This is a genomic window from Paenibacillus hemerocallicola, from assembly GCF_006265175.1.
Lineage (GTDB): Bacteria > Bacillota > Bacilli > Paenibacillales > NBRC-103111 > Paenibacillus_AB > Paenibacillus_AB hemerocallicola.
Genome location: NZ_VDCQ01000008.1, coordinates 46,550 through 64,368, shown reverse-complemented (window position 1 = coordinate 64,368; position 17,819 = coordinate 46,550). Strand labels below are relative to the sequence as shown.

Here is a 17,819-nt window from a genome sequence, read left to right as displayed (position 1 = left end):
TAACGGAACTCGGTTCCTCTAATTACGGCCACAGGATGCATCGCTTTAACAAAAGGTCTTCAGGTTGTACGCGAAGGATGCTGTCGCATTTTTTTAATCGTTAAAGAAAGTTTAGCTTCGCTAAAGTATTAAAGCGAATGAGACTTTCTTTACCAAGAAAAACAACCGCTAAATCGAGGTCGCTCATCTTCGAATTACGCCGATAGACGTTTTTCTTATAGCCGCTGTTCGCCAGCTCGGCCATTGTTGTTGCCGCAAGTCGGACGCCATGCCTTTACCGTTTATTTACGTGCAGCTAATATTCCGATAACGAACCGGCGGTAAGCTTGAACTACGCTTTCGGAACGAGACGACGCAAGACGCATCCATGAATGAAAAGCGACCCGATGAACGATCAAGGTGTCCCGAGCAATAGGGACGTGAAGCTTTTGCGACAATTCATATATACGATTGGGTGGAGACTCTGAGAAAACCCGAAAGTAACCAATGCGATGTTTCCGTGCGGAAACAGCTTGTTTGCTTTTGGTTTCCCGGGGTCTTATTTTGTTTGTCCGGCAAGCGGCTTGATCTCGATCTCGACAGGGGGAAATAGGATTGGAACATGTACAAGCCCGGGCGACGGCCGCGATGACGGGGCGACGGAAGCGGCAGGGCCGAGCGATACGGGCGATCCTCCGACATTGGCAGCTGTATGTGCTCATTGCGCCGGTATTGGTTTACTTTATCGTGTTTCATTACATGCCGATGTACGGCGTGCAGATCGCCTTTAAAGATTTTATCGCCACGAAAGGAATATGGGGAAGCCCTTGGGCCGGCTTCAAGCATTTCGAGCGATTTTTCGACAGCTACTTTTTTTGGCGGCTGCTGAAGAATACGCTCGGCATCAGTCTGTACGAGCTGGCGGTCGGATTTCCGATCCCGATCGTGCTTGCCCTGATGATCAACGAGGTGAGGCACGACAAGTACAAAAAGTTCGTGCAGACGGTCACTTATGCCCCGCACTTCCTGTCTACGGTCGTGCTTGTCGGCATCGTCATCATGTTTTTGTCCCCGACGAGCGGCATCGTCAACACGATCATCAAAGCGTTCGGCGGCGAGCCCATATTCTTCATGACGAGGCCGGAGTGGTTCAAGACGATCTACGTCCTGTCCGGCGTCTGGCAGCAGATGGGGTGGAGCTCGATCATTTATTTGGCCGCGTTGGCCGGCATCGATCCCGGTCTTCACGAAGCGGCCAAAGTCGACGGTGCTACCCGGCTGCAGCGCATTTGGCATATTAATTTGCCGGGCATTATGCCGACCGTCGTCATTTTGCTCATCCTGAACATCGGCAGTCTGATGGGCGTCGGCTTCGAGAAAGTGTTCCTGATGCAAAATTCGCTGAACAACGAAAGCTCGGACGTCATCTCCACCTATGTGTACCGGAGCGGCTTGCTGGGCGCGCAGTACAGTTTCGCTGCGGCGGTCGGATTGTTCAACTCGGTCGTGAACTTAATATTGCTGCTGACGGTGAATCGGATCGCGAGGGCGGTCAATCAAGCCAGCTTATGGTGAAAAGGAGGGGTTCCATGGAAACCCGCAGCTTGGGGGACAAATGGTTCGAGGCGGTCATTTACGCGCTGCTTGCCATGGTTGCCGTGCTGGTGCTGTATCCGCTCGTATTCGTACTGAGCGCCTCGATCAGCGACCCGGCGTCCGTTCTGAACGGGGACATGTGGCTGTGGCCGATGGACCTCAGCTTCGTCGGATACAAGAAGGTATTGGAAAATAGCGATCTGCTGAACAGCTATCTGAACACGATTATTTACACCGTCGTCGGCACCGCGATCAATCTGGTTATGACGGTCCTGGCGGCTTACCCGCTATCGCAAAAAAGCTTCTACGGACGCAATGTCATTACCGCGATCATGGTGTTTACGATGTTTTTCAGCGGCGGACTCGTCCCCGCTTATATGCTGGTCAAACAGCTCGGGATGCTTAATTCGATGTGGGCGCTCATCGTTCCGGGTGCGGTGTCCGTCTGGAATATCGTCATTATGCGCACCTTCTTCCAAACCAGCATTCCCGGCGAAATTCAGGAAGCGGCGGCGATCGACGGCTGCTCCGACTGGAAGACGCTGTGGCGTATCGTGCTGCCGCTGTCGATGCCTATTCTCGCGGTCATGGTGCTGTTCTATGCGGTGGGTCATTGGAATGCATACTTCAACGCTCTTATTTATTTGACGGACCGGGAGCATTATCCGCTGCAGCTTATTTTGCGGGAAATTCTGATCAAGGACGAGATGGAGGGAATGGTCAACGTGGGAGACGGCTCTCATGCCAAGACGATCATGGATCAGGAAGCGGTCAAATATGCGGTCGTCGTTATAGCCAATCTGCCCATTTTGCTGCTGTATCCGTTTCTTCAGAAATATTTCGTCAGAGGCATCATGATCGGAGCGCTCAAAGGGTGACGGTTTACGAAACGGGCGCTGGTACGGATCCGGCTTTAAAGGGAGTCGTTCCCTTTTGGCATATAGAGGAAAGACTTTCAATGGGAGGAACCACACAGATGAAATGGACGAAATTATCGGTATTAACGGTGTCTTCTGTCATCGCCGTAAGCTTGGCGGCCGGCTGCAGCAATACGAAGGAAGCGGATGGGGGAGCGAATCAAGGGACGGAGAAGGAAGCCGCGGGGCAAAACGTCAATAAGGCGGGCATGCCGATCGTCAAGCAGCCGGTCGAGCTGACGTTTTTCACCGGACTCGCCGACACGAACGGCAGCAACAGCTTCGAAGAGAGGCTGGTGTGGAAGGAATACGCCAAAATGTCCAACGTCAAAGTCAATTTTCAGTTCGTTCCGTTCGGCAGCTTGACGGAGAAACGCAATTTGGCGCTTGCCAACGGCGACTATCCGGACGCGCTGTATTCCGCCCGGGTGCCGGCCTCCGATCTGATGAAATACGGCAGCCAAGGCGTGTTCGTCAAGCTGAACGATTATATCAACGACTATGCGCCCAACCTGAAGAAGCTGATGGACAAATATCCGGATCTGCGCAAAGCACTGACGATGCCGGACGGCAATATATACTCGTTCCCGTCGTTCTACAGCCCGGAATTTTTGCCGATGCTGATCGGTACGCCGCTGTGGGTCAAGCAGGAGTGGCTGGACAAGCTGAACATGAAGGAGCCTCAAACGACCGAGGAGCTGTACAAGTATTTGAAGGCGGTCAAATCGACCGATCTGAACGGCAACGGCCAAGCCGACGAAATTCCGTACAGCGGAACGGGCATCGGCCCTCTCATCGATCAGATCAAAGGGGCTTGGGGCATAGGCAACCGCGGACTCGGCCACAAGTTCGTCGATGTCGATCCGAAAACGAACGAGCTGCGCTTTTTCCGTCTGACCCAGAACAACAAGGAAATGCTGCAATACGTCAACAAGCTGTATGCGGAGGGCTTGATCGACAAGGACATTTTCACCCAGAACGGCAACGCCTTATACGCCAAAGGCGCGAAAAACGTGCTCGGCTCGACGATCAATCCGAACCCGAAAACCCAGTTCAACGGCGACGGATACTTCGGACTCGGCGCGCTGAAAGGGCCGAACGGGGATCAAATGTACACGCACATCAAAGTGCCGATGGTATGGCCGGGCGCGTTCGTCATTACGAATAAAAACAAAAATATCGAAGCGACGATTCGTTGGATGGACCATTTCTACAGCGACGAGGGCGCGCAGTTTTACTTCATGGGCACGGAGGGCACGAGCTACACGAAAACGGCCGACGGCAAGCTCGAATATATCGACGAGATCAAGAAAAATCCGGCCGGCCTGACGATGGACCAAGCCTTGACCAAGTATGTGACATGGATGGGCGGAAGCTACCCCGGTTATGTGCAGGAGAAATATTTCAAAGGGTCGGAGACGCTGCCGGAATCGGTGGAAGCCGGCAAGAAGGCGCAGCCTTACGCGCTCAAGGAGCTGTGGTACAACTTCAACTTCACCGACGCCGAGAGCGAGTACATGAGCGCGAAAGGCTCGGATATTCATACCTACATCGGCGAGATGGAATCGAAATTCATTACCGGAGCGGCCTCCTTCGACGAGTGGGACAAATACGTGACGACGGTCAAAAATATGGGCGTCGACCAATATTTGAAGACGTACAAGGCAGCCTACGACCGTTACAGCAAAAGCAAGTAAAGCAGGCAGGAATGCGGCCTTTTTCGCGATAGAGCGAGAAGGGCCGCTTGTTTATATCGGCAGAAAGGTTGGCGCCTCGCTAGGGCCGTACCTTCGCGGGAGAGAGCGCTTCCCGCCATTTCGCATAGACGTCCCATGCTTGCCCGCCGTCAAGAAGCGACTTGCACGTGTAAAGCCCTTCTTCGACGGAACTCACCCGGTCGGCTATATGCAGCCTGACAGCTCCGTTCAGCAGCACTTGATTGTAGTAGGCCAGATCGGCTTCTCCGCGCAGAACGGCTTCCGTCACGCGCAGCTGCTCGCCCGCCGTCCATTCCGTTTCGGGAAGCGGCGTGTCCAGACCGAGCGTCTCCGGATCGATAACATGGAGCTGGAATTGTCCGTCTTCGACCTTGTACGTCCGCGTAGGCCGGTCTATGAACAAATCCTCCGAGCCTTCCGGGCCTTGCACGATCAAGGCTTTGCGGTATTCGAGCTTTACGAGCAGCCGGGCAAGCCGGTCGAACACCGTGTTGTGGTATACGCCGAAAACGGTATAGGGCGAATGCGCATAATTGATCAGCTTCTCCGCCGTATTGAGCGCCGTCCGCATGCCGAGCTCTTCGCGGATGGAGCGCAGCCGCTTGAGCGGCGGGCACCACTGCTCGGCAGGTACGTAGAGTACGCCCGTTTCGCGTGCGGCATGCAGCGCCTGTTCATGGGAAAGGAGCTCCGCGTCAATGCCGGCTTCTCCCAGAAGATCGTGCAGCGTAACTCCCCATTTGGGCGGAAGGGAGGCCATGCCGTGCAGCGCAGCCGGAAGTCCGGCCGAGGCGAGCAGAAAGGCGGTCGCGAACGTTGCGATGAAGGACGACTTTCTGCCGTCATAGGGGCCTGCGCAGTCGATACCGTTCGGGACCGGCGTGCGGTGCGCATATTTGCGGCAGACGGCTACGAACGCCTCCAGCTCTTCCACACTTTCCAACTTGACCCGCTCGGCTATGAAGAACGCTCCGATCTGGGCCGGCGTCGCTTGCAGAGTCATGATCGCTTCGGCGGCCGCAAGCGACTCCTCGTATGTCAGATCGCGGGCTCCCCTTTTGCCGCGAGCAACTTCCTTCAGCAGGTTGATCATCGCTATTTCGCCCCCTTTTGTTTTTGCTCCTGAAGAAGCCGGTACACGTTGACGATCGAAGTGGCGACATCGACCAGGCGCTTTCGTTCATTCATGGCCTGCTTGCGGAGCAGGTCGTAAGCTTCCGACTCCGATATATGCTTGATTTCGCACAAGATTCCTTTCGCCATGTCGATCCATTTGCGTTCCTCGATCCGGGAGAGCAGCTGCGTACGCTCATTTTGCCATTGCTGCCGCTCGAAGCACTGCTTGGCCCCGAAATGCAGCGCCCAGTGCACCTCCTGCGCTCCCATCAAGGGAGTAAGGATGCCGTCGATCATGACGTTGTCTTCGCAGGCGTCAACGGATAACGTCGCCGTGGAGTCGCTGCACCACCAGAGGAGGGGGACGAGCTTCCAGCTCAGCAGCGACGTTCCCCACGATCGGATGTCCGAGACGGGCAGATGCAGGACGGTGGCATCGGAATCCCGGATTAACGATTTCGCCTGTATTTCGTTATACGCTATCGCAACGGAATATCCGCACGACCGGAGAACCGATTCGGGAAGCGGGTTATCGCATGGCTGCGCTGATTTTCGTTCCGATTCGGACCGCGTCGCTTGATCGTGTATAACCAACAAAGACCGCATGGGGAGTAGCTCCTTTCCGGTAACGTGAAAATGGGAAATGGTAAGGCGGGGTGTCTTGTGTATGACATTCGAGTGTGATGTAAACTTTTATAACACATAAAAGGCGTTTTTGTCGATAATCACATTTAAAAAGATTTTTGTGTAATGAATATTGACATCTGTGAAAATGCTGTTGTATAGTTTGGGTAACAACTTTATTTCTCGCGAATACAACGATGTATTCGGAAGAAGCGGCAATGAGGCCTGTCTTCACTCTTGTGGGTAAGTAGTTTATTTTCCCATGGAGCGAGACGGGCTTTTTCTTGTATCGTTATACGGGAAGACGGGAGCGGGTCCAATTACGTCGACACATTGGGGGGAGAACCGGATGAACGAACTCAAACCGGCGAATAGGCTGAATGCGACGATCGAGGCGGGAGCGGTCAAAGCGGGGCTTAGCGCCCAGCGAACGGTCGTTCGGGGCTTACAGGCCGGAGCTGTTCTCGCTTGCGCCACGACGCTCGCCTTTACGGCTGCGTCGCAGACGAAGCCGGGTATAACCGGTGCCGTCATTTTTCCGGTAGGCTTCGTCATGATCGTGCTGCTCGGCTTGGAGCTCGTAACCGGCAGCTTCGCCCGTTATCAAGCAGCCGTCGGAACGATCCTCGGAAGCGGGCGTCGAAGCGGTGCCCGCAGACCAAAGTGCATGAGGCCGGGAACGGTTTACCTCATAGGCGCGGGGCCGGGAGACCCCGAATTGATCACGGTAAAGGGGCTCCGGCGAATTGGGGAGGCTGACGTCATCTTGTATGACCGGCTCGCGGGCGAGGAGCTGCTCGCTTATGCGAAGCCGGATGCCGTCAAATTGTATTGCGGCAAATCGCCGGGATGCCATGCGATGACCCAGGAGTGGATCCACGATACGCTCATCGAATATGCGCTGTCCGGAAAGACGGTAGTGCGGCTAAAGGGAGGTGACCCTCTGGTATTCGGCCGCGGAGGAGAAGAGGCGCTTGCATTGGCGGAGCGGGGAATTGCATGCGAGGTAATACCGGGCATCACTTCGGCGATCGGAGCTGCCGCCTCGACATATATTCCTTTGACGCATCGGGGGGTCAGCGCTTCGTTTGCAGTCGTGACCGGAAGCCGCTGCCGCGATAACGGGCCTCCCGTTCGCTGGGATTTGCTGGCGCATAGCGTGGATACGCTTGTCGTCTACATGGGAATCGGCCGGCTCGAGGCAATACGGGAAGAGTTGCTGAAGTACGGCAAAGCCGGCTCGACTCCCGTCGCCTTGATCGAACGGGGAACGACGGAGAGCGAGCGTATCGTGATCGGGACGCTCGATGACATCGGCAGGCTCGCCGAAGCGGAGACGGTAGACAACCCGGCTCTGATCGTCATAGGGGAAACGGTCCGGGTCCGGGAACAGCTGCAGCGGATTATGGCGAATGTGCGGCAAGGCGACTATACGGCTAATGCTATATAATGAAACGATAAAACCTCCAGACCACTTATGAAAAGTGGTGATGGAGGTTTGTTTATGAGCTGATTCCGGCTTTACGAATCCTGTTTGGGCATTAAGCGCGTGGAGACGGCGATCCGGTTCCAGGCGTTGATGACTACGATTTGCATAATGATCTCCGCCGTTTGCTTCTCGTCGAAGAAAGCGCGGACTTCCTCATAGACGTCGTCGGGAACGTGGGTATCCGCCACCAGCGTGACCGATTCGGTCAACGCCAGTACGGCCCGCTCCTCGGGCGTGAAGAAAGGAGCCTCCCGCCAGGCGTTCAACGCATAGATGCGCTGCTCCGTTTCTCCGAGCTCGCGGGCATCCTTCGTGTGCATATTGATGCAGAAGGCGCAGGCGTTGATTTGCGAAGCGCGTATTTTGATCAGCTCTCTGAGCGGCTTCGGAATGCTCGAGCCTTCCGTGGACTTCTCTAGGCCGAGCATGGCCTCGTACGCCTCGGGGTTCACTTTGTTCATCAAAAACCGGTTTTTCATATCTGGTTCCTCCTGTCCCATTCCGGGTTATTTGTCTTCAACCATAAGACAAGGTGACAGGAAGTTTTGTGACACTTCGGCTTTAAACATTTTTGTATTTGCGGATTAATTTGTCCGGATTGTTCACCGCATAGATTTTGACGATTTTGCCGGATGCCTGATCCAGCTCGAAGCACCATACCGCCTGCGGCAAATGAATCCGCGTGAGCGCCATTGCGGTCTCGCCGTTGACCGATACCGGGGCCACTCCATGGGAGAACGTCTCTTTGGCGGCAATGCCTCGGATGAAAGCTCCGACTCGCCCGATCCCTGCGATCGGCCGCAGCGCCGATTTGACTTTGCCTCCTCCGTCCGTCACGATGACGACCTGATCGGCTAGCAGATTGATCGCTTCCGGGATGTTTCCTTGCCGCAAGGCGGCAACGAATTGCAGCACGATCGCTTGCTTCCGTTCGTCAGGCAACGCCTCGGTATAACCGGCATCGCTCATTTTGCGGCGCGATCGGCTCAATATTTTCCGGCAATTGTCGGGGGATTTGTCGATCATGTCGCCGATTTCCTCGTACTCGTAGCCATACGCCTCCCGCAGGACGAAGACGACCCTCTCGAGCGGAGAAAGCCGCTCCAGCATGACCAGATAAGCATACCCGATATCTTCCTCCAGCTCGATCCGTCCGCCGGGCTCGCTGCCGCTCCCGCTATCGCCGTACAAAGGCTCGGGGAGCCAAGGTCCGGGGTAAGTTTCTTTTCTCCGCGAGGCCGATTGGAGAATATTCAGGCATCGGTTCGTTACGGACCTGCCCAGGAATGCCTTCATATTGTCGATGCTGTCCGGATCTGCGGCATGGAGCGATACGAATACGTCCTGAACGACATCCTCCGCCTCCGTAACCGTCCCGAGCAGTCTGTACGCGATGGAAAATAGCAGCTTCCGGTACGTTTGGTAAGCCAGTTCCACATTCATGTCCATTATGCCTCCGAGCTATTTCTCTTACTGACTCACTTTCGTCCGGTCCCGCCGGAACGGAACAAGGCTTTCGCCTTGGCCGCCTGCTCGTCGGTTACGTCCTTGCCGCCGTAGCGGGCGTCCTCGTACAGACGGATGACGCCCGTCTCGTCTTGATCGAGCGGAGTGCGCCGATCCATCTCCTCGCCGGTTTCGCGCGGCGTTCGCGTCACGTCGTGCTCGTAGCCGCCGGCGATCCGGCCGAGCAGCAGGCGGCGGTACGCTTCGCGGATGCGCTCGCGGTTGTCGGCCAACTCGTCCCAGCCAGGCTCCTTGCGGAACATGTCGCCGATCCGCCGCTTCCACTGCCGGGCCCGCTCGAGCGCCCATTCCCGACCGTCCAGCAGCGATTGCTTTTCGTCGACGTAGCCCGTCTGCGGCGCTTGCTCCAGACGTTCCCCGTACCAGCCCATGAACCGTTTCAGCCAGCGCTTGACGTATTTGCCGAGGACGTATAGGAGCCCGACCGTGACGGCCAGCAGCAGCAGAACGCCGACCCAATATAGGACTTTCTCCATAAGCTGAGCGAATGCAGACGGTTCTCCCTGGGGCAACATATCGCCCGTCAACGGATCCTTGGGAGGAGGCGTGGACTCGGCATCATCAAAGACGAACAGTCCCATCAGCTTGCGCAGCAGGCCGACCGCCCCGAAGAACAGGAAGGAAGCCGCTTGCTCCGCGGCGGCGGTGATGGCCCGGAATGCGGCGATCAGGACGATGACGATGAACACGGCCAGCACGAGAGCGCGATTGCGCCATTTCGTTTCATGGGCGACGATCGGCTTGCTCTCGACCTGTTTGCCGAGCGACTCGCTCTCCAGCGTCGCTCTGTTGCCCCGATACAGCGTAAGAGCCAACGCCGCGATGCCCATTCCGGTAACCCATGGGGAGTAATGCTTGGTCGCCAAAAACAAAGGAAAAAGAAACGAGGCCAGGAAGTAGCAGATCATCCCGATCCAAAGGAGTCCGGTCGGAAAGGAATCGTCCCAGCCCCACAGCCGGTTTTGCCGGCCGCGGCTCCATGCGGTCAACCACAGGGCGAAATTGAGCGCGCTGTCGAATACCGGACCGGCCAGAAGCCAGACACATATTCCGGGGAGCGCGACTGCGGCTAGCAGCGATTGCCACTGCCTCACGCCCGGGAAGGCGTAGTGAAAAGCATAGCCGAGCATATAGAAACCGAACCAAATCGCAAGCCAGAGCGGAAAAGCCAAAGACATATGCGGAACGGCAATATAGAGGGCAACGAGTACCGGAAAATAAAGCAGCAGCTCCGCCAAGCCTTGGAGCGAGGCGAATGCAAGAGGTTTCCCAAGCTTCATGGCGGACGTCACGCTCCTTTCGTTTCCGACTCGTCATGCCCGGGGTTCAAGCTTTCCTCGTTGGAAGCAGCCGGTTGTACCGAGTCGGCGTACGAGGGAAGCGGGTCGTCGGTAAGCGGCACGATTTGCACGGCATTGCCGTTCAGCCGAAGCCGCTCGAACTGCCGTTCCATTTTATCGCTCACAAAAGAAGTAAGGAAAATAAAATCGGTATTGGACGTGCCCTCCACGAAGTCGTATTCCAGAAACTCGGAGAACCGTTCGGTGCACTCGATCCGCAGCATCGCCATCGTTTCGTACAAGTCGGTCAAATGGGCGTCTCCGCCGGACGGCGCGATGCGCACCGATTGCTTGGGCCGGTCGACGACAGGGCCGTTGCAGCTGAAGCCCGTATCGATTCCGCGCGCCAAGCACGATTCGGCGATCGCGGCCGCGTAGGCGATACCCTTCTCGATTCGCTCGGGAATCGTCACCGCGCCCCACATCGTTTCGGTAATCTCGAAGTTGAGGACGATCATGATCCGGTGGTCCGCCGTGAAATCGCGCCGATGCACCTGAAGCGCGCCGGCGCGCGCGGTGGCGCTCCAATTGATCATATTCATCGTATCGCCGTACCGGTATTGACGGACGCCCGCGATCCGGAACGGATCGTCGACGATCCAGCGTTGCACCGATATATCGCCTTGCCAGCTATGCGAGGGCAGCGGTATATCTCCGAGCGGAATTCGTTCCGGATAGACGAGCAGACGCGTTTGCCGGTCGAATTGGAACGTCCGGTACGATACGAACAGCCCGAACAGATCGCCGCAGGTCATCGCGGCCGACTGCAGGTCGTAGCAGCCCCGCTTCATGCACTGCACCCGATGCTTTCGCGTAATTTGCGTATAAGGCATGAGGCTGAACAGGCTACGGTGGTTTTGGAATAGATCGCCGCTGGAGATGTCCAGATTGGACTGGCTGTGAAAGCGCAGGCCGGACTGCATGAGCGATTCGAGCCGTAGCCACGGCAGCGGCATCATTTTGCGATTGGCGATAACCTCGACCAGCTGCACTTCCTCGCCCTGAAAGCAGGCGGGCACGTCAAAATGCCGTCTGTAGCTTACTCCCCTCAATCCGAACCATTGATAGGCCTTGCCCTGCAGCAGCAGCACGACCGCCGTCACGATTAATAGCCAATGTACGCTCATGCCCGGCCTATCCGTTCTTCGCGACGGTTTCCGTCGGCACGGGCATCTCGCGCAGGAGCTGGTCCACAACCGCTTCGGCGGCATTCTCCTTGAGCCGGGTGGCGTGCTTGAGCAGCAGCCGATGGGCGAGTACCGGCTTCGCCATCGCCTTGATGTCGTCGGGGAGGACATAGTCGCGCCCTTGAAGAATGGCGTGCACCTGAACGGCCTTCAGCAGCGATTGGCTGCCGCGAGGGCTTGCCCCCAGCGCGACGTCCGGATGGCTGCGAGTCCGTTCCACGAGTTGCACGACGTAGTCGAGGAGATCGTCATGGACGTTTACTTGCGAATAAGCCTTTTGAGCCGCAATCAGCTCTTCGGCGTCGGCTACGCTTTCCAACGTATCCAGCGGATTATCGTGCTTGAACCGCTTCAAAATGTCCACGCCATGCTCCCGAGAGGGGTAGCCCATGCGAACCTTCAATAGAAATCGGTCGAGCTGCGCCTCCGGCAAAGGAAACGTCCCCTGGTTTTCCACCGGATTTTGCGTCGCGATGACCATAAACGGCCTGCTCAGCGTGCGGGTTTCTCCGTCAATGCTCACCTGCCGTTCCTCCATGCATTCGAGCAAGCTCGATTGGGTGCGCGGGGTGGCGCGATTAATTTCGTCCGCAAGCAATATATTCGTGAAGACGGGGCCGGGCCGAAACTGAAACTCGCCTTCCTTCTGGTTGTAATAGTTAATGCCGCTCAAGTCGGAAGGAAGCAGGTCGGGCGTAAACTGGATGCGCTTGCACGAGCAGCGCAGCGATTTGGCCATCGCCTTGGCCAGCATCGTTTTGCCCGTACCGGGGACGTCTTCGAGCAGCACGTGTCCGGAGGCGATCAAGGCGATGAGCAGATGATCGATGACGCTTTCCTTGCCTACGATGACTTTGCTGATATTGTTCTTAACATTTTGCGCCAGCAGGCGAATGCCGGATAATGGCATGAATTTATCACGCTCCCATAGTGTGGCGATTTAAAGTCGGGAATTTTTTATAACAGGAGGTTAATGAAGAGCCGGCCGCGCCCGCTCAAATGGCTTCCCTCCCGGCTGCAAATGGGAAACATGCAGTTATTTTCGGGAAAACAGCGCATTTGTCGCCCGATAGCTGGAAAAAGTCCAGTTATTTCTCCCGAATAGGCGCGTTCGCCACCATGGCGAGGGAATAACTGCAGGATTTCCAGTTAAACGTTGCTTCCGCCCCTCGTTGCCGCCTTTACATGTAGGTTTTCCATCTATTTGTCCGGTTGACCTGACTTTTCCCGAATGTCGCTACGATCGCTTTCTTTTGAAAACGACGATGACGTCCCTGGACTGCCCTTGGGAGATCGCGGTATCGAAGCAGGAGACGAGCTCCCACCCTTGGCTGCCGTATCGATTCAGCTCGGACTCGAACTCATCCGGATCGACTTTTCCGCCGAGGAAGCCGCCCGTTCTGTATTTGAACGTCTTGTATTCCCAATGATCCATGTTATCGCCCTCCAAGCTATGTGATGGTTTAATGGAAAACCTTGCTCAGCTCGGTCGAAGGAGTCGGAGCCATGTTGTATGGAACACCGTCTATTCGCTCCCACCGCCCTTCCCAGGACAGCGTATCCTTGTATTCATAGTCGGGAACCTTCATCGGGAAACACCTGCTTTCTCGGCTCTTTTCCCTATATTAACATAAACGGATGGAAGTGCATAAATGGAAGGCGCAGTCCGGACATTTGTTTTTCCCCCTGACCCATGTACAATGGAAAAAGATTGAAATCGGAGGTGGACAGCGGTGAAGACGACGCAGCATATTGTAATCGCGGGGGCGAAAATCGTCCTCGCGTTCCTCGTAGCTTTCGTACTGACGCTGGTGGCGATGATTCCGGTCGTCACGATTCTCGGCATGATGGGGTCGGGGGAATGGACGCTTCAACGATTGCTTGGCGATCCCGCGTTTGTCTATGGCTCGATGATCGCGCAGGCTGTCGGGTTTATGGCGGCGGTACCGATCATGTACGCATGGTTCGAGCGGAAAGCGGGATGGGCGGTCGGCTGGAAACAGAGCGGGGCGATCCGTGATTTGTTCAAAGGGGCGGGCATAGGCATCGCGATGATGACGGCGATTTTTTTAGTGATGCTGGCCATCGGGGCCGTTCACATAAGCGGCATCCGGACCGATCCGGCGGTCTGGTCGGATTTGGCCGTATATTTGCTGTTCTTCGCCCTGGTGTCGCTTAATGAAGAGTTGTTCAGCCGAGGCTACGTTCAGGGACTCGTCCGTTACCGGTTCGGACCGGCGGCCGCCGTCTTATGCTCCTCCCTTTTCTTTGCTTTGCTGCATGCGTTCAATCCGGGGGCTCTGGAGCATCCTCTCCCGCTGCTTAATATTTTCGCCGCAGGCTTGCTGCTCGGAGTGTGCCGGGAAGTATCCGGGGGGCTGTGGCTGCCGATCGGACTGCACTGGACGTGGAATTATGTGCAAGGCAACGTATTCGGCTACGAGGTGTCCGGCACTTCGGTAGCTTCTCTGCTGGAGATCGAGGCGAGCGGGCCGGCGGCATGGTCGGGGGGCTCGTTCGGAGCCGAAGGCAGTCTGATCGCGACCGTCGTTATGGGCGTCGGCGTGTGGCTGCTGTGGACCAAGGGCAGCCGGTCAAGGGCCGAACGTCTCTGAAGGGAGGACGAATAACGGCGTGCAAGCCGGTACATGCTAGAAAGTGCGCATCCGGCAATGCATCCGTACGTATGTCCGAGGAGGTGAACCCCCATGATGTGGTTAAGCATTGCGCTCGGACTGATCCTTTTTCAAATCGCCACGATACTGGTGTCGGAATTCCGCAATCCGGCCAAAGCGGTAGCTTGGCTGTCCATTCTGTTCATTTTCCCGATTATAGGCTTCGTTATGTATTACTTTCTGGCCAAGGAATATACGCAGCGGAAAAAAATGCGGCGCAAGGACCGGAGAGTCGTCGAAGAAATCGGCCGCGCGCTTCGGATGAAGGCGAGAAAGGCCGACCCCGGCGACGCGATCCGCCGCTGCGACATTTTCCGAGAGCATCGGCTGCTCGGCTTGCTGAGCAACATCCCGGGTTCGCCTATGATGGCCTGCAACAAGGTAGAGGTGTACAACAATGCGGACGATACATATACCGCCATGTTACGGGCGATGGAGAACGCCCGATCGTTCATTCATATCGAATCGTATATCGTGCGAAACGACTCCATCGGCGAACGATTCAAGAAGATGATGATCCGCAAGGCGGCCGAGGGCGTGTCAATCCGACTGATGTTCGACGGCGTGGGCAGCTATCAGCTGAGCGGCCGGTACGTGGAGGAGCTGAAGCGGGCCGGCGTGGAGGTGCACAGCTTTCTGCCTCCGCTGATCGCCTTTTTCGATAAACGGATCAACTACCGGAACCACCGGAAAATCGTCGTCGTCGACGGCAAAATCGGTTTCCTGGGGGGCATCAATATCGGGGACGAATATTTGGGAGCCGACCCGGTGCTGGGGTACTGGCGCGATTCGCATATGCGGCTCGAGGGAGACAGCGTCTACTATTTACAGCATACGTTTGCCGCCGATTGGGCATTCGCGAGCGGGAAGCAGCTCATAGACCCGAAATATTTTCCCGAGCACGATTGCAGCGGCGAAGAGACGGTTCAACTGATCGCAAGCGGTCCGGATGCGCCGTGGGATACGGTACTGGAAGTGTTTTTCGGAGCGATGGCGGTCGCCCGCAGGCGTATTTACATAACGACGCCTTATTTTATTCCCGATCCCAGCATCGGCATGGCGCTCAAGACCGCCGCCGTAAGCGGCGTCGATGTGCGCATTATTTTGCCGGGAGTCCCCGACGCGAGAATCGTGCACTGGGCTTCGCTGTCATACGTGCAGGAGCTTATGCAAGCCGGCGTCCGTTTTTATCAATATCAGAAAGGCTTCGTGCATGCGAAGACGCTGATTATCGACCGTATTTTGGCGACGGTCGGTACGGCGAATATGGATATGCGCAGCTTTTTCAACAATTTCGAGATTATGGCGGTTTTGTACGACCGGAGCACCATTTTGCGGGTTGAGCAGGACTTTATGGCGGATATGAAAAACAGCAAGGAAATCAACCCGGACGAGTTCGAGAAGCGTTCGAAATACCAACGGGCCAAAGAGGCGGCCGCGCGAATGCTGGCCCCGTTGTTCTGAACGGTACAGGCGGAGCAAAAATGTCGGATGTGCCGTCCCGAACTGGAAGGATAAGTATGCCCCCGTGTCGAATTATGACGGCTGAGGCTGGCTTACATCATCAGGGGGGATTTCGTTGATCACATTGTCTGGAGATAGAAGGAAGCAAATCGATTTTATCGGGTTAACCGAAACCGATCTTTACATTTTGCAATCCCATAAGCCGTTATTCGAGCAGGTGGTAGACCGGCTTGTCGACGAACTATACGAACGGATTTCGGAGCAGCCCGAGCTGCTTGACATTATCCGGACCCACAGCACGCTGGACCGGTTGAAGGAAACCCAGCGCTGGTATTTTCTATCCATCGCTTCGGGCGTGCTTGACGACGAATATATTCGCAGACGGATTATCGTCGGTGAAGTTCATTCCAAAATCGGGCTGACGACGGATTGGTATTTGGGCACATACATGCTTTATTTGAATTTGGCGACGGCCCATTTCCAGCAAGCGCTGCCCGAGGAATGGCAGAAGGTCGTGTTCGCCGTTTCCAAAATGTTCAACCTGGATTCCCAGCTCGTGCTGGAGGCTTACGAACGGGACGAGAAGAAAAAGGTGGAGCAGTTGGTCGAGCAGCAGCAGGACATTCTTCAGGGGATTGCGGTAGCGGTGCAGGAGCTTGCGGCCATGATGGTAGAGCTCGGTGAGAGCAGTATGGCCGTCGCCGAAACGGCCGACCGTACGGCGCAATCCCAGGAAAATGCGAATGAGCTCGTGAAGCAGTTGACCGGCGAGATCGGCCAAATTCACGACATGGGCGAGCTGATGCAGGAAATATCCGACCAGACTCATCTGCTCGGCTTGAACGCGGCGATCGAGGCGGCGCGTGCGGGAGAGAACGGAAGAGGCTTCGAGGTGGTAGCCAACGAGGTGCGCAAGCTGGCGACGCGATCGAAGGAAGCGCTTGTTCAAATCGAAAGCAAGCTGAAAGGAATCGGCAAGAAGCTGGAGCGCGTCCGGACGGAATCGGAGCAGACGGCTTCCCATGCCAGAACGCAGGCCAGCAGCTCCAAGGAGCTGTCGTCGTTCGTCAGCATGATCGAGCGGGTAACGTCGGAGCTGGAAAGCTTGAAGAAGACGGCGGATTGAACAGCGAATTTATATAAAAAAAGGCGGTACCTTGCGGCAAACGAACATAGCCGAGCCCGGGTACGGCCTTCTTTGCGTTCTACAACGTTCACGGCATAAATCGTTCGCATCGTTAATCGTTAACATCAGATAATCAGATCAGGTCCCCCCGATAATCGACAGCACATGATCCAGGGATTGGGGCGGCGATTTCTCGATCAGGTCGCCCTTTGCGCGAAGTCTTTCCTCCATGTTGAGCAGATGAAAATCGCGCGGATCGACGTTCGCCTCGACCTCGCTCCATTCGAGCGGAGCGGAGACCGAAGCGGCTTCGCGGGCTCTGGGCGTATAGGGACTCGACAGCGTTTTGCCGTACCAGTGCTGCAAATAGTCCACGTAGATCAAATCGCCGCGGTTCTTCTTCAGCCGCTCGATCGTGAACAGCTTCGGGTAGGTTTGCGTCAAATATTTGCCGAGGAAATGGCCGATACCGCGAAGCTGCTCGAACGTATACGGCTTGGCGAGAGGGACGTACAGCTGTACGCCGGTCGCTCCCGACGTTTTCGGTACGGCGCGAATATTCATTTTGTCGAGAGCTTCGCCGATCAGATGCACCGCCTTCATAATGCGCGGCTCATGGTCGAGCGACGGATCGATATCGATCAGCCATTCGGCGGGAAGCGTGGAGCCGATGCGATGGAACGAAGGGTGGAATTCAAGGCAAGCCAAATTGCCGAGCCACAGCAGCGTCGGAATGGAATCGAGATGCACGTAATCGATACCGTCCAGCGGAGCCAGACGTACGAATGCGGGCAAAGGTTCCGGATTGTTTTTCTGATAAAACGATTTGCCGTGGATGCCGTTCGGAAACCGGATCGTCGTCAAGTGCCGGTCGCGGCAATATTTCAGCAAATACGGAGCAAGTGCCAGCAGCTTCTCCAAATAGATCAGCTTCGTTATGCCCCGTTCGGGCCATAGCAGCTTCTCCGGATTCGTTATCGTGATTTCATGGCCCTCTACAGTCACGGAACCCTTTACCGCTGTCGCCATTTCCTCTACTCCTCTCCTGTCGCCCTCGACTA

The 17,819-nt window shown here is 56.0% G+C and carries 17 protein-coding genes and 1 pseudogene; 8 read left to right on the top strand and 10 right to left on the bottom strand.

Features of this window, described 5'->3' with window-relative positions:
• Positions 1-627 precede the first annotated feature (627 nt).
• The 3 genes from FE784_RS07910 to FE784_RS07900 all read left to right on the top strand — a co-directional run bounded on the left by FE784_RS07910 (position 628) and on the right by FE784_RS07900 (position 4,189).
• Positions 628-1,554 carry an ABC transporter permease gene (locus FE784_RS07910; RefSeq protein WP_139601699.1) on the top strand — a complete coding sequence of 309 codons (927 nt, stop codon included), beginning with the start codon at positions 628-630 and terminating at the stop codon, positions 1,552-1,554.
• 14 nt (positions 1,555-1,568) lie between these two features.
• Entirely contained in the window at positions 1,569-2,453 is an 885-nt protein-coding gene (locus FE784_RS07905) for a carbohydrate ABC transporter permease (protein ID WP_139601603.1), read from the top strand.
• A gap of 98 nt (positions 2,454-2,551) precedes the next feature.
• Complete coding sequence (locus FE784_RS07900) at positions 2,552-4,189, top strand: type 2 periplasmic-binding domain-containing protein (RefSeq protein WP_139601602.1); 1,638 nt, start codon at positions 2,552-2,554, stop codon at positions 4,187-4,189.
• A 79-nt stretch (positions 4,190-4,268) separates the two neighbouring features.
• Here the strand turns inward: FE784_RS07900 and FE784_RS07895 are convergent, their stop codons facing one another.
• Together FE784_RS07895 and FE784_RS07890 are read right to left on the bottom strand one after the other, a co-directional pair.
• Positions 4,269-5,303 carry an anthranilate phosphoribosyltransferase gene (locus tag FE784_RS07895; RefSeq protein WP_425465532.1) on the bottom strand — a complete coding sequence of 345 codons (1,035 nt, stop codon included), beginning with the start codon at positions 5,301-5,303 and terminating at the stop codon, positions 4,269-4,271.
• A gap of 2 nt (positions 5,304-5,305) precedes the next feature.
• Positions 5,306-5,932 (bottom strand): ANTAR domain-containing response regulator, encoded by a 627-nt coding sequence (locus FE784_RS07890; protein ID WP_139601600.1) that lies wholly within the window; start codon positions 5,930-5,932, stop codon positions 5,306-5,308.
• 280 nt (positions 5,933-6,212) lie between these two features.
• Here FE784_RS07890 and FE784_RS41820 point away from each other — a divergent pair.
• Positions 6,213-6,539, top strand: a pseudogene (locus tag FE784_RS41820) (formate/nitrite transporter family protein); the annotation flags it as partial.
• Positions 6,540-6,617: 78 nt separating this feature from the next.
• Positions 6,618-7,400, top strand: a complete 783-nt coding sequence (cobA, locus tag FE784_RS07885; protein ID WP_246131953.1) for a uroporphyrinogen-III C-methyltransferase — start codon at positions 6,618-6,620, stop codon at positions 7,398-7,400.
• A gap of 71 nt (positions 7,401-7,471) precedes the next feature.
• Here cobA and FE784_RS07880 read toward each other — a convergent pair whose 3' ends face one another.
• The 7 genes from FE784_RS07880 to FE784_RS42345 form a co-directional block, all read right to left on the bottom strand.
• Positions 7,472-7,918, bottom strand: coding sequence for a carboxymuconolactone decarboxylase family protein (locus tag FE784_RS07880; RefSeq protein ID WP_139601598.1), 447 nt, complete (start codon positions 7,916-7,918; stop codon positions 7,472-7,474).
• Between the two features lie 82 nt (positions 7,919-8,000).
• On the bottom strand, positions 8,001-8,882 hold the full coding sequence (sigJ, locus tag FE784_RS07875) for an RNA polymerase sigma factor SigJ (RefSeq protein WP_176706042.1): 882 nt from the start codon (positions 8,880-8,882) through the stop codon (positions 8,001-8,003).
• Positions 8,883-8,917: 35 nt separating this feature from the next.
• Positions 8,918-10,246: a DUF4129 domain-containing protein gene (locus tag FE784_RS07870; protein WP_139601596.1), complete on the bottom strand. Its 1,329-nt coding sequence runs from the start codon at positions 10,244-10,246 to the stop codon at positions 8,918-8,920.
• A gap of 8 nt (positions 10,247-10,254) precedes the next feature.
• Entirely contained in the window at positions 10,255-11,433 is a 1,179-nt protein-coding gene (locus FE784_RS07865) for a DUF58 domain-containing protein (protein WP_176706041.1), read from the bottom strand.
• Positions 11,434-11,440: 7 nt separating this feature from the next.
• A complete protein-coding gene (locus FE784_RS07860; protein ID WP_139601594.1) occupies positions 11,441-12,403 on the bottom strand; it encodes an AAA family ATPase in 963 nt (320 codons plus the stop codon).
• Positions 12,404-12,730: 327 nt separating this feature from the next.
• Positions 12,731-12,928: a DUF4177 domain-containing protein gene (locus FE784_RS07855; protein ID WP_139601593.1), complete on the bottom strand. Its 198-nt coding sequence runs from the start codon at positions 12,926-12,928 to the stop codon at positions 12,731-12,733.
• 28 nt (positions 12,929-12,956) lie between these two features.
• Positions 12,957-13,082, bottom strand: coding sequence for a hypothetical protein (locus tag FE784_RS42345; RefSeq protein ID WP_281287042.1), 126 nt, complete (start codon positions 13,080-13,082; stop codon positions 12,957-12,959).
• A gap of 144 nt (positions 13,083-13,226) precedes the next feature.
• On the opposite strand from FE784_RS42345, the gene FE784_RS07845 reads away from it, so the two are divergent.
• The 3 genes from FE784_RS07845 (at position 13,227) to FE784_RS07835 (ending at position 16,758) form a co-directional block, all read left to right on the top strand.
• Entirely contained in the window at positions 13,227-14,108 is an 882-nt protein-coding gene (locus FE784_RS07845) for a CPBP family intramembrane glutamic endopeptidase (protein ID WP_139601592.1), read from the top strand.
• A gap of 93 nt (positions 14,109-14,201) precedes the next feature.
• Positions 14,202-15,632, top strand: coding sequence for a cardiolipin synthase (gene cls / locus FE784_RS07840; RefSeq protein WP_139601591.1), 1,431 nt, complete (start codon positions 14,202-14,204; stop codon positions 15,630-15,632).
• A gap of 115 nt (positions 15,633-15,747) precedes the next feature.
• Positions 15,748-16,758, top strand: a complete 1,011-nt coding sequence (locus tag FE784_RS07835) for a globin-coupled sensor protein (RefSeq protein ID WP_139601590.1) — start codon at positions 15,748-15,750, stop codon at positions 16,756-16,758.
• A 138-nt stretch (positions 16,759-16,896) separates the two neighbouring features.
• On the opposite strand, the gene FE784_RS07830 is transcribed toward FE784_RS07835, so the two are convergent.
• Positions 16,897-17,787, bottom strand: a complete 891-nt coding sequence (locus FE784_RS07830; protein ID WP_139601589.1) for a DNA polymerase domain-containing protein — start codon at positions 17,785-17,787, stop codon at positions 16,897-16,899.
• Positions 17,788-17,819: the final 32 nt, after the last annotated feature.

What these genes read in the sequence shown, in the direction of transcription:
- FE784_RS07880 (WP_139601598.1), bottom strand. Translation starts at nt 7,918, where the DNA reads ATGAAAAACCGGTTTTTGATGAACAAAGTGAACCCCGAGGCGTACGAG.
- FE784_RS07905 (WP_139601603.1), top strand. Translation starts at nt 1,569, where the DNA reads ATGGAAACCCGCAGCTTGGGGGACAAATGGTTCGAGGCGGTCATTTAC.
- FE784_RS07890 (WP_139601600.1), bottom strand. Translation starts at nt 5,932, where the DNA reads ATGCGGTCTTTGTTGGTTATACACGATCAAGCGACGCGGTCCGAATCG.
- FE784_RS07855 (WP_139601593.1), bottom strand. Translation starts at nt 12,928, where the DNA reads ATGGATCATTGGGAATACAAGACGTTCAAATACAGAACGGGCGGCTTC.
- FE784_RS07830 (WP_139601589.1), bottom strand. Translation starts at nt 17,787, where the DNA reads ATGGCGACAGCGGTAAAGGGTTCCGTGACTGTAGAGGGCCATGAAATC.
- FE784_RS07870 (WP_139601596.1), bottom strand. Translation starts at nt 10,246, where the DNA reads ATGAAGCTTGGGAAACCTCTTGCATTCGCCTCGCTCCAAGGCTTGGCG.
- FE784_RS07860 (WP_139601594.1), bottom strand. Translation starts at nt 12,403, where the DNA reads ATGCCATTATCCGGCATTCGCCTGCTGGCGCAAAATGTTAAGAACAAT.
- cls (WP_139601591.1), top strand. Translation starts at nt 14,202, where the DNA reads ATGATGTGGTTAAGCATTGCGCTCGGACTGATCCTTTTTCAAATCGCC.
- FE784_RS07910 (WP_139601699.1), top strand. Translation starts at nt 628, where the DNA reads ATGACGGGGCGACGGAAGCGGCAGGGCCGAGCGATACGGGCGATCCTC.
- sigJ (WP_176706042.1), bottom strand. Translation starts at nt 8,882, where the DNA reads ATGAATGTGGAACTGGCTTACCAAACGTACCGGAAGCTGCTATTTTCC.
- FE784_RS42345 (WP_281287042.1), bottom strand. Translation starts at nt 13,082, where the DNA reads ATGAAGGTTCCCGACTATGAATACAAGGATACGCTGTCCTGGGAAGGG.
- FE784_RS07895 (WP_425465532.1), bottom strand. Translation starts at nt 5,303, where the DNA reads ATGATCAACCTGCTGAAGGAAGTTGCTCGCGGCAAAAGGGGAGCCCGC.
- FE784_RS07900 (WP_139601602.1), top strand. Translation starts at nt 2,552, where the DNA reads ATGAAATGGACGAAATTATCGGTATTAACGGTGTCTTCTGTCATCGCC.
- cobA (WP_246131953.1), top strand. Translation starts at nt 6,618, where the DNA reads ATGAGGCCGGGAACGGTTTACCTCATAGGCGCGGGGCCGGGAGACCCC.
- FE784_RS07865 (WP_176706041.1), bottom strand. Translation starts at nt 11,433, where the DNA reads ATGAGCGTACATTGGCTATTAATCGTGACGGCGGTCGTGCTGCTGCTG.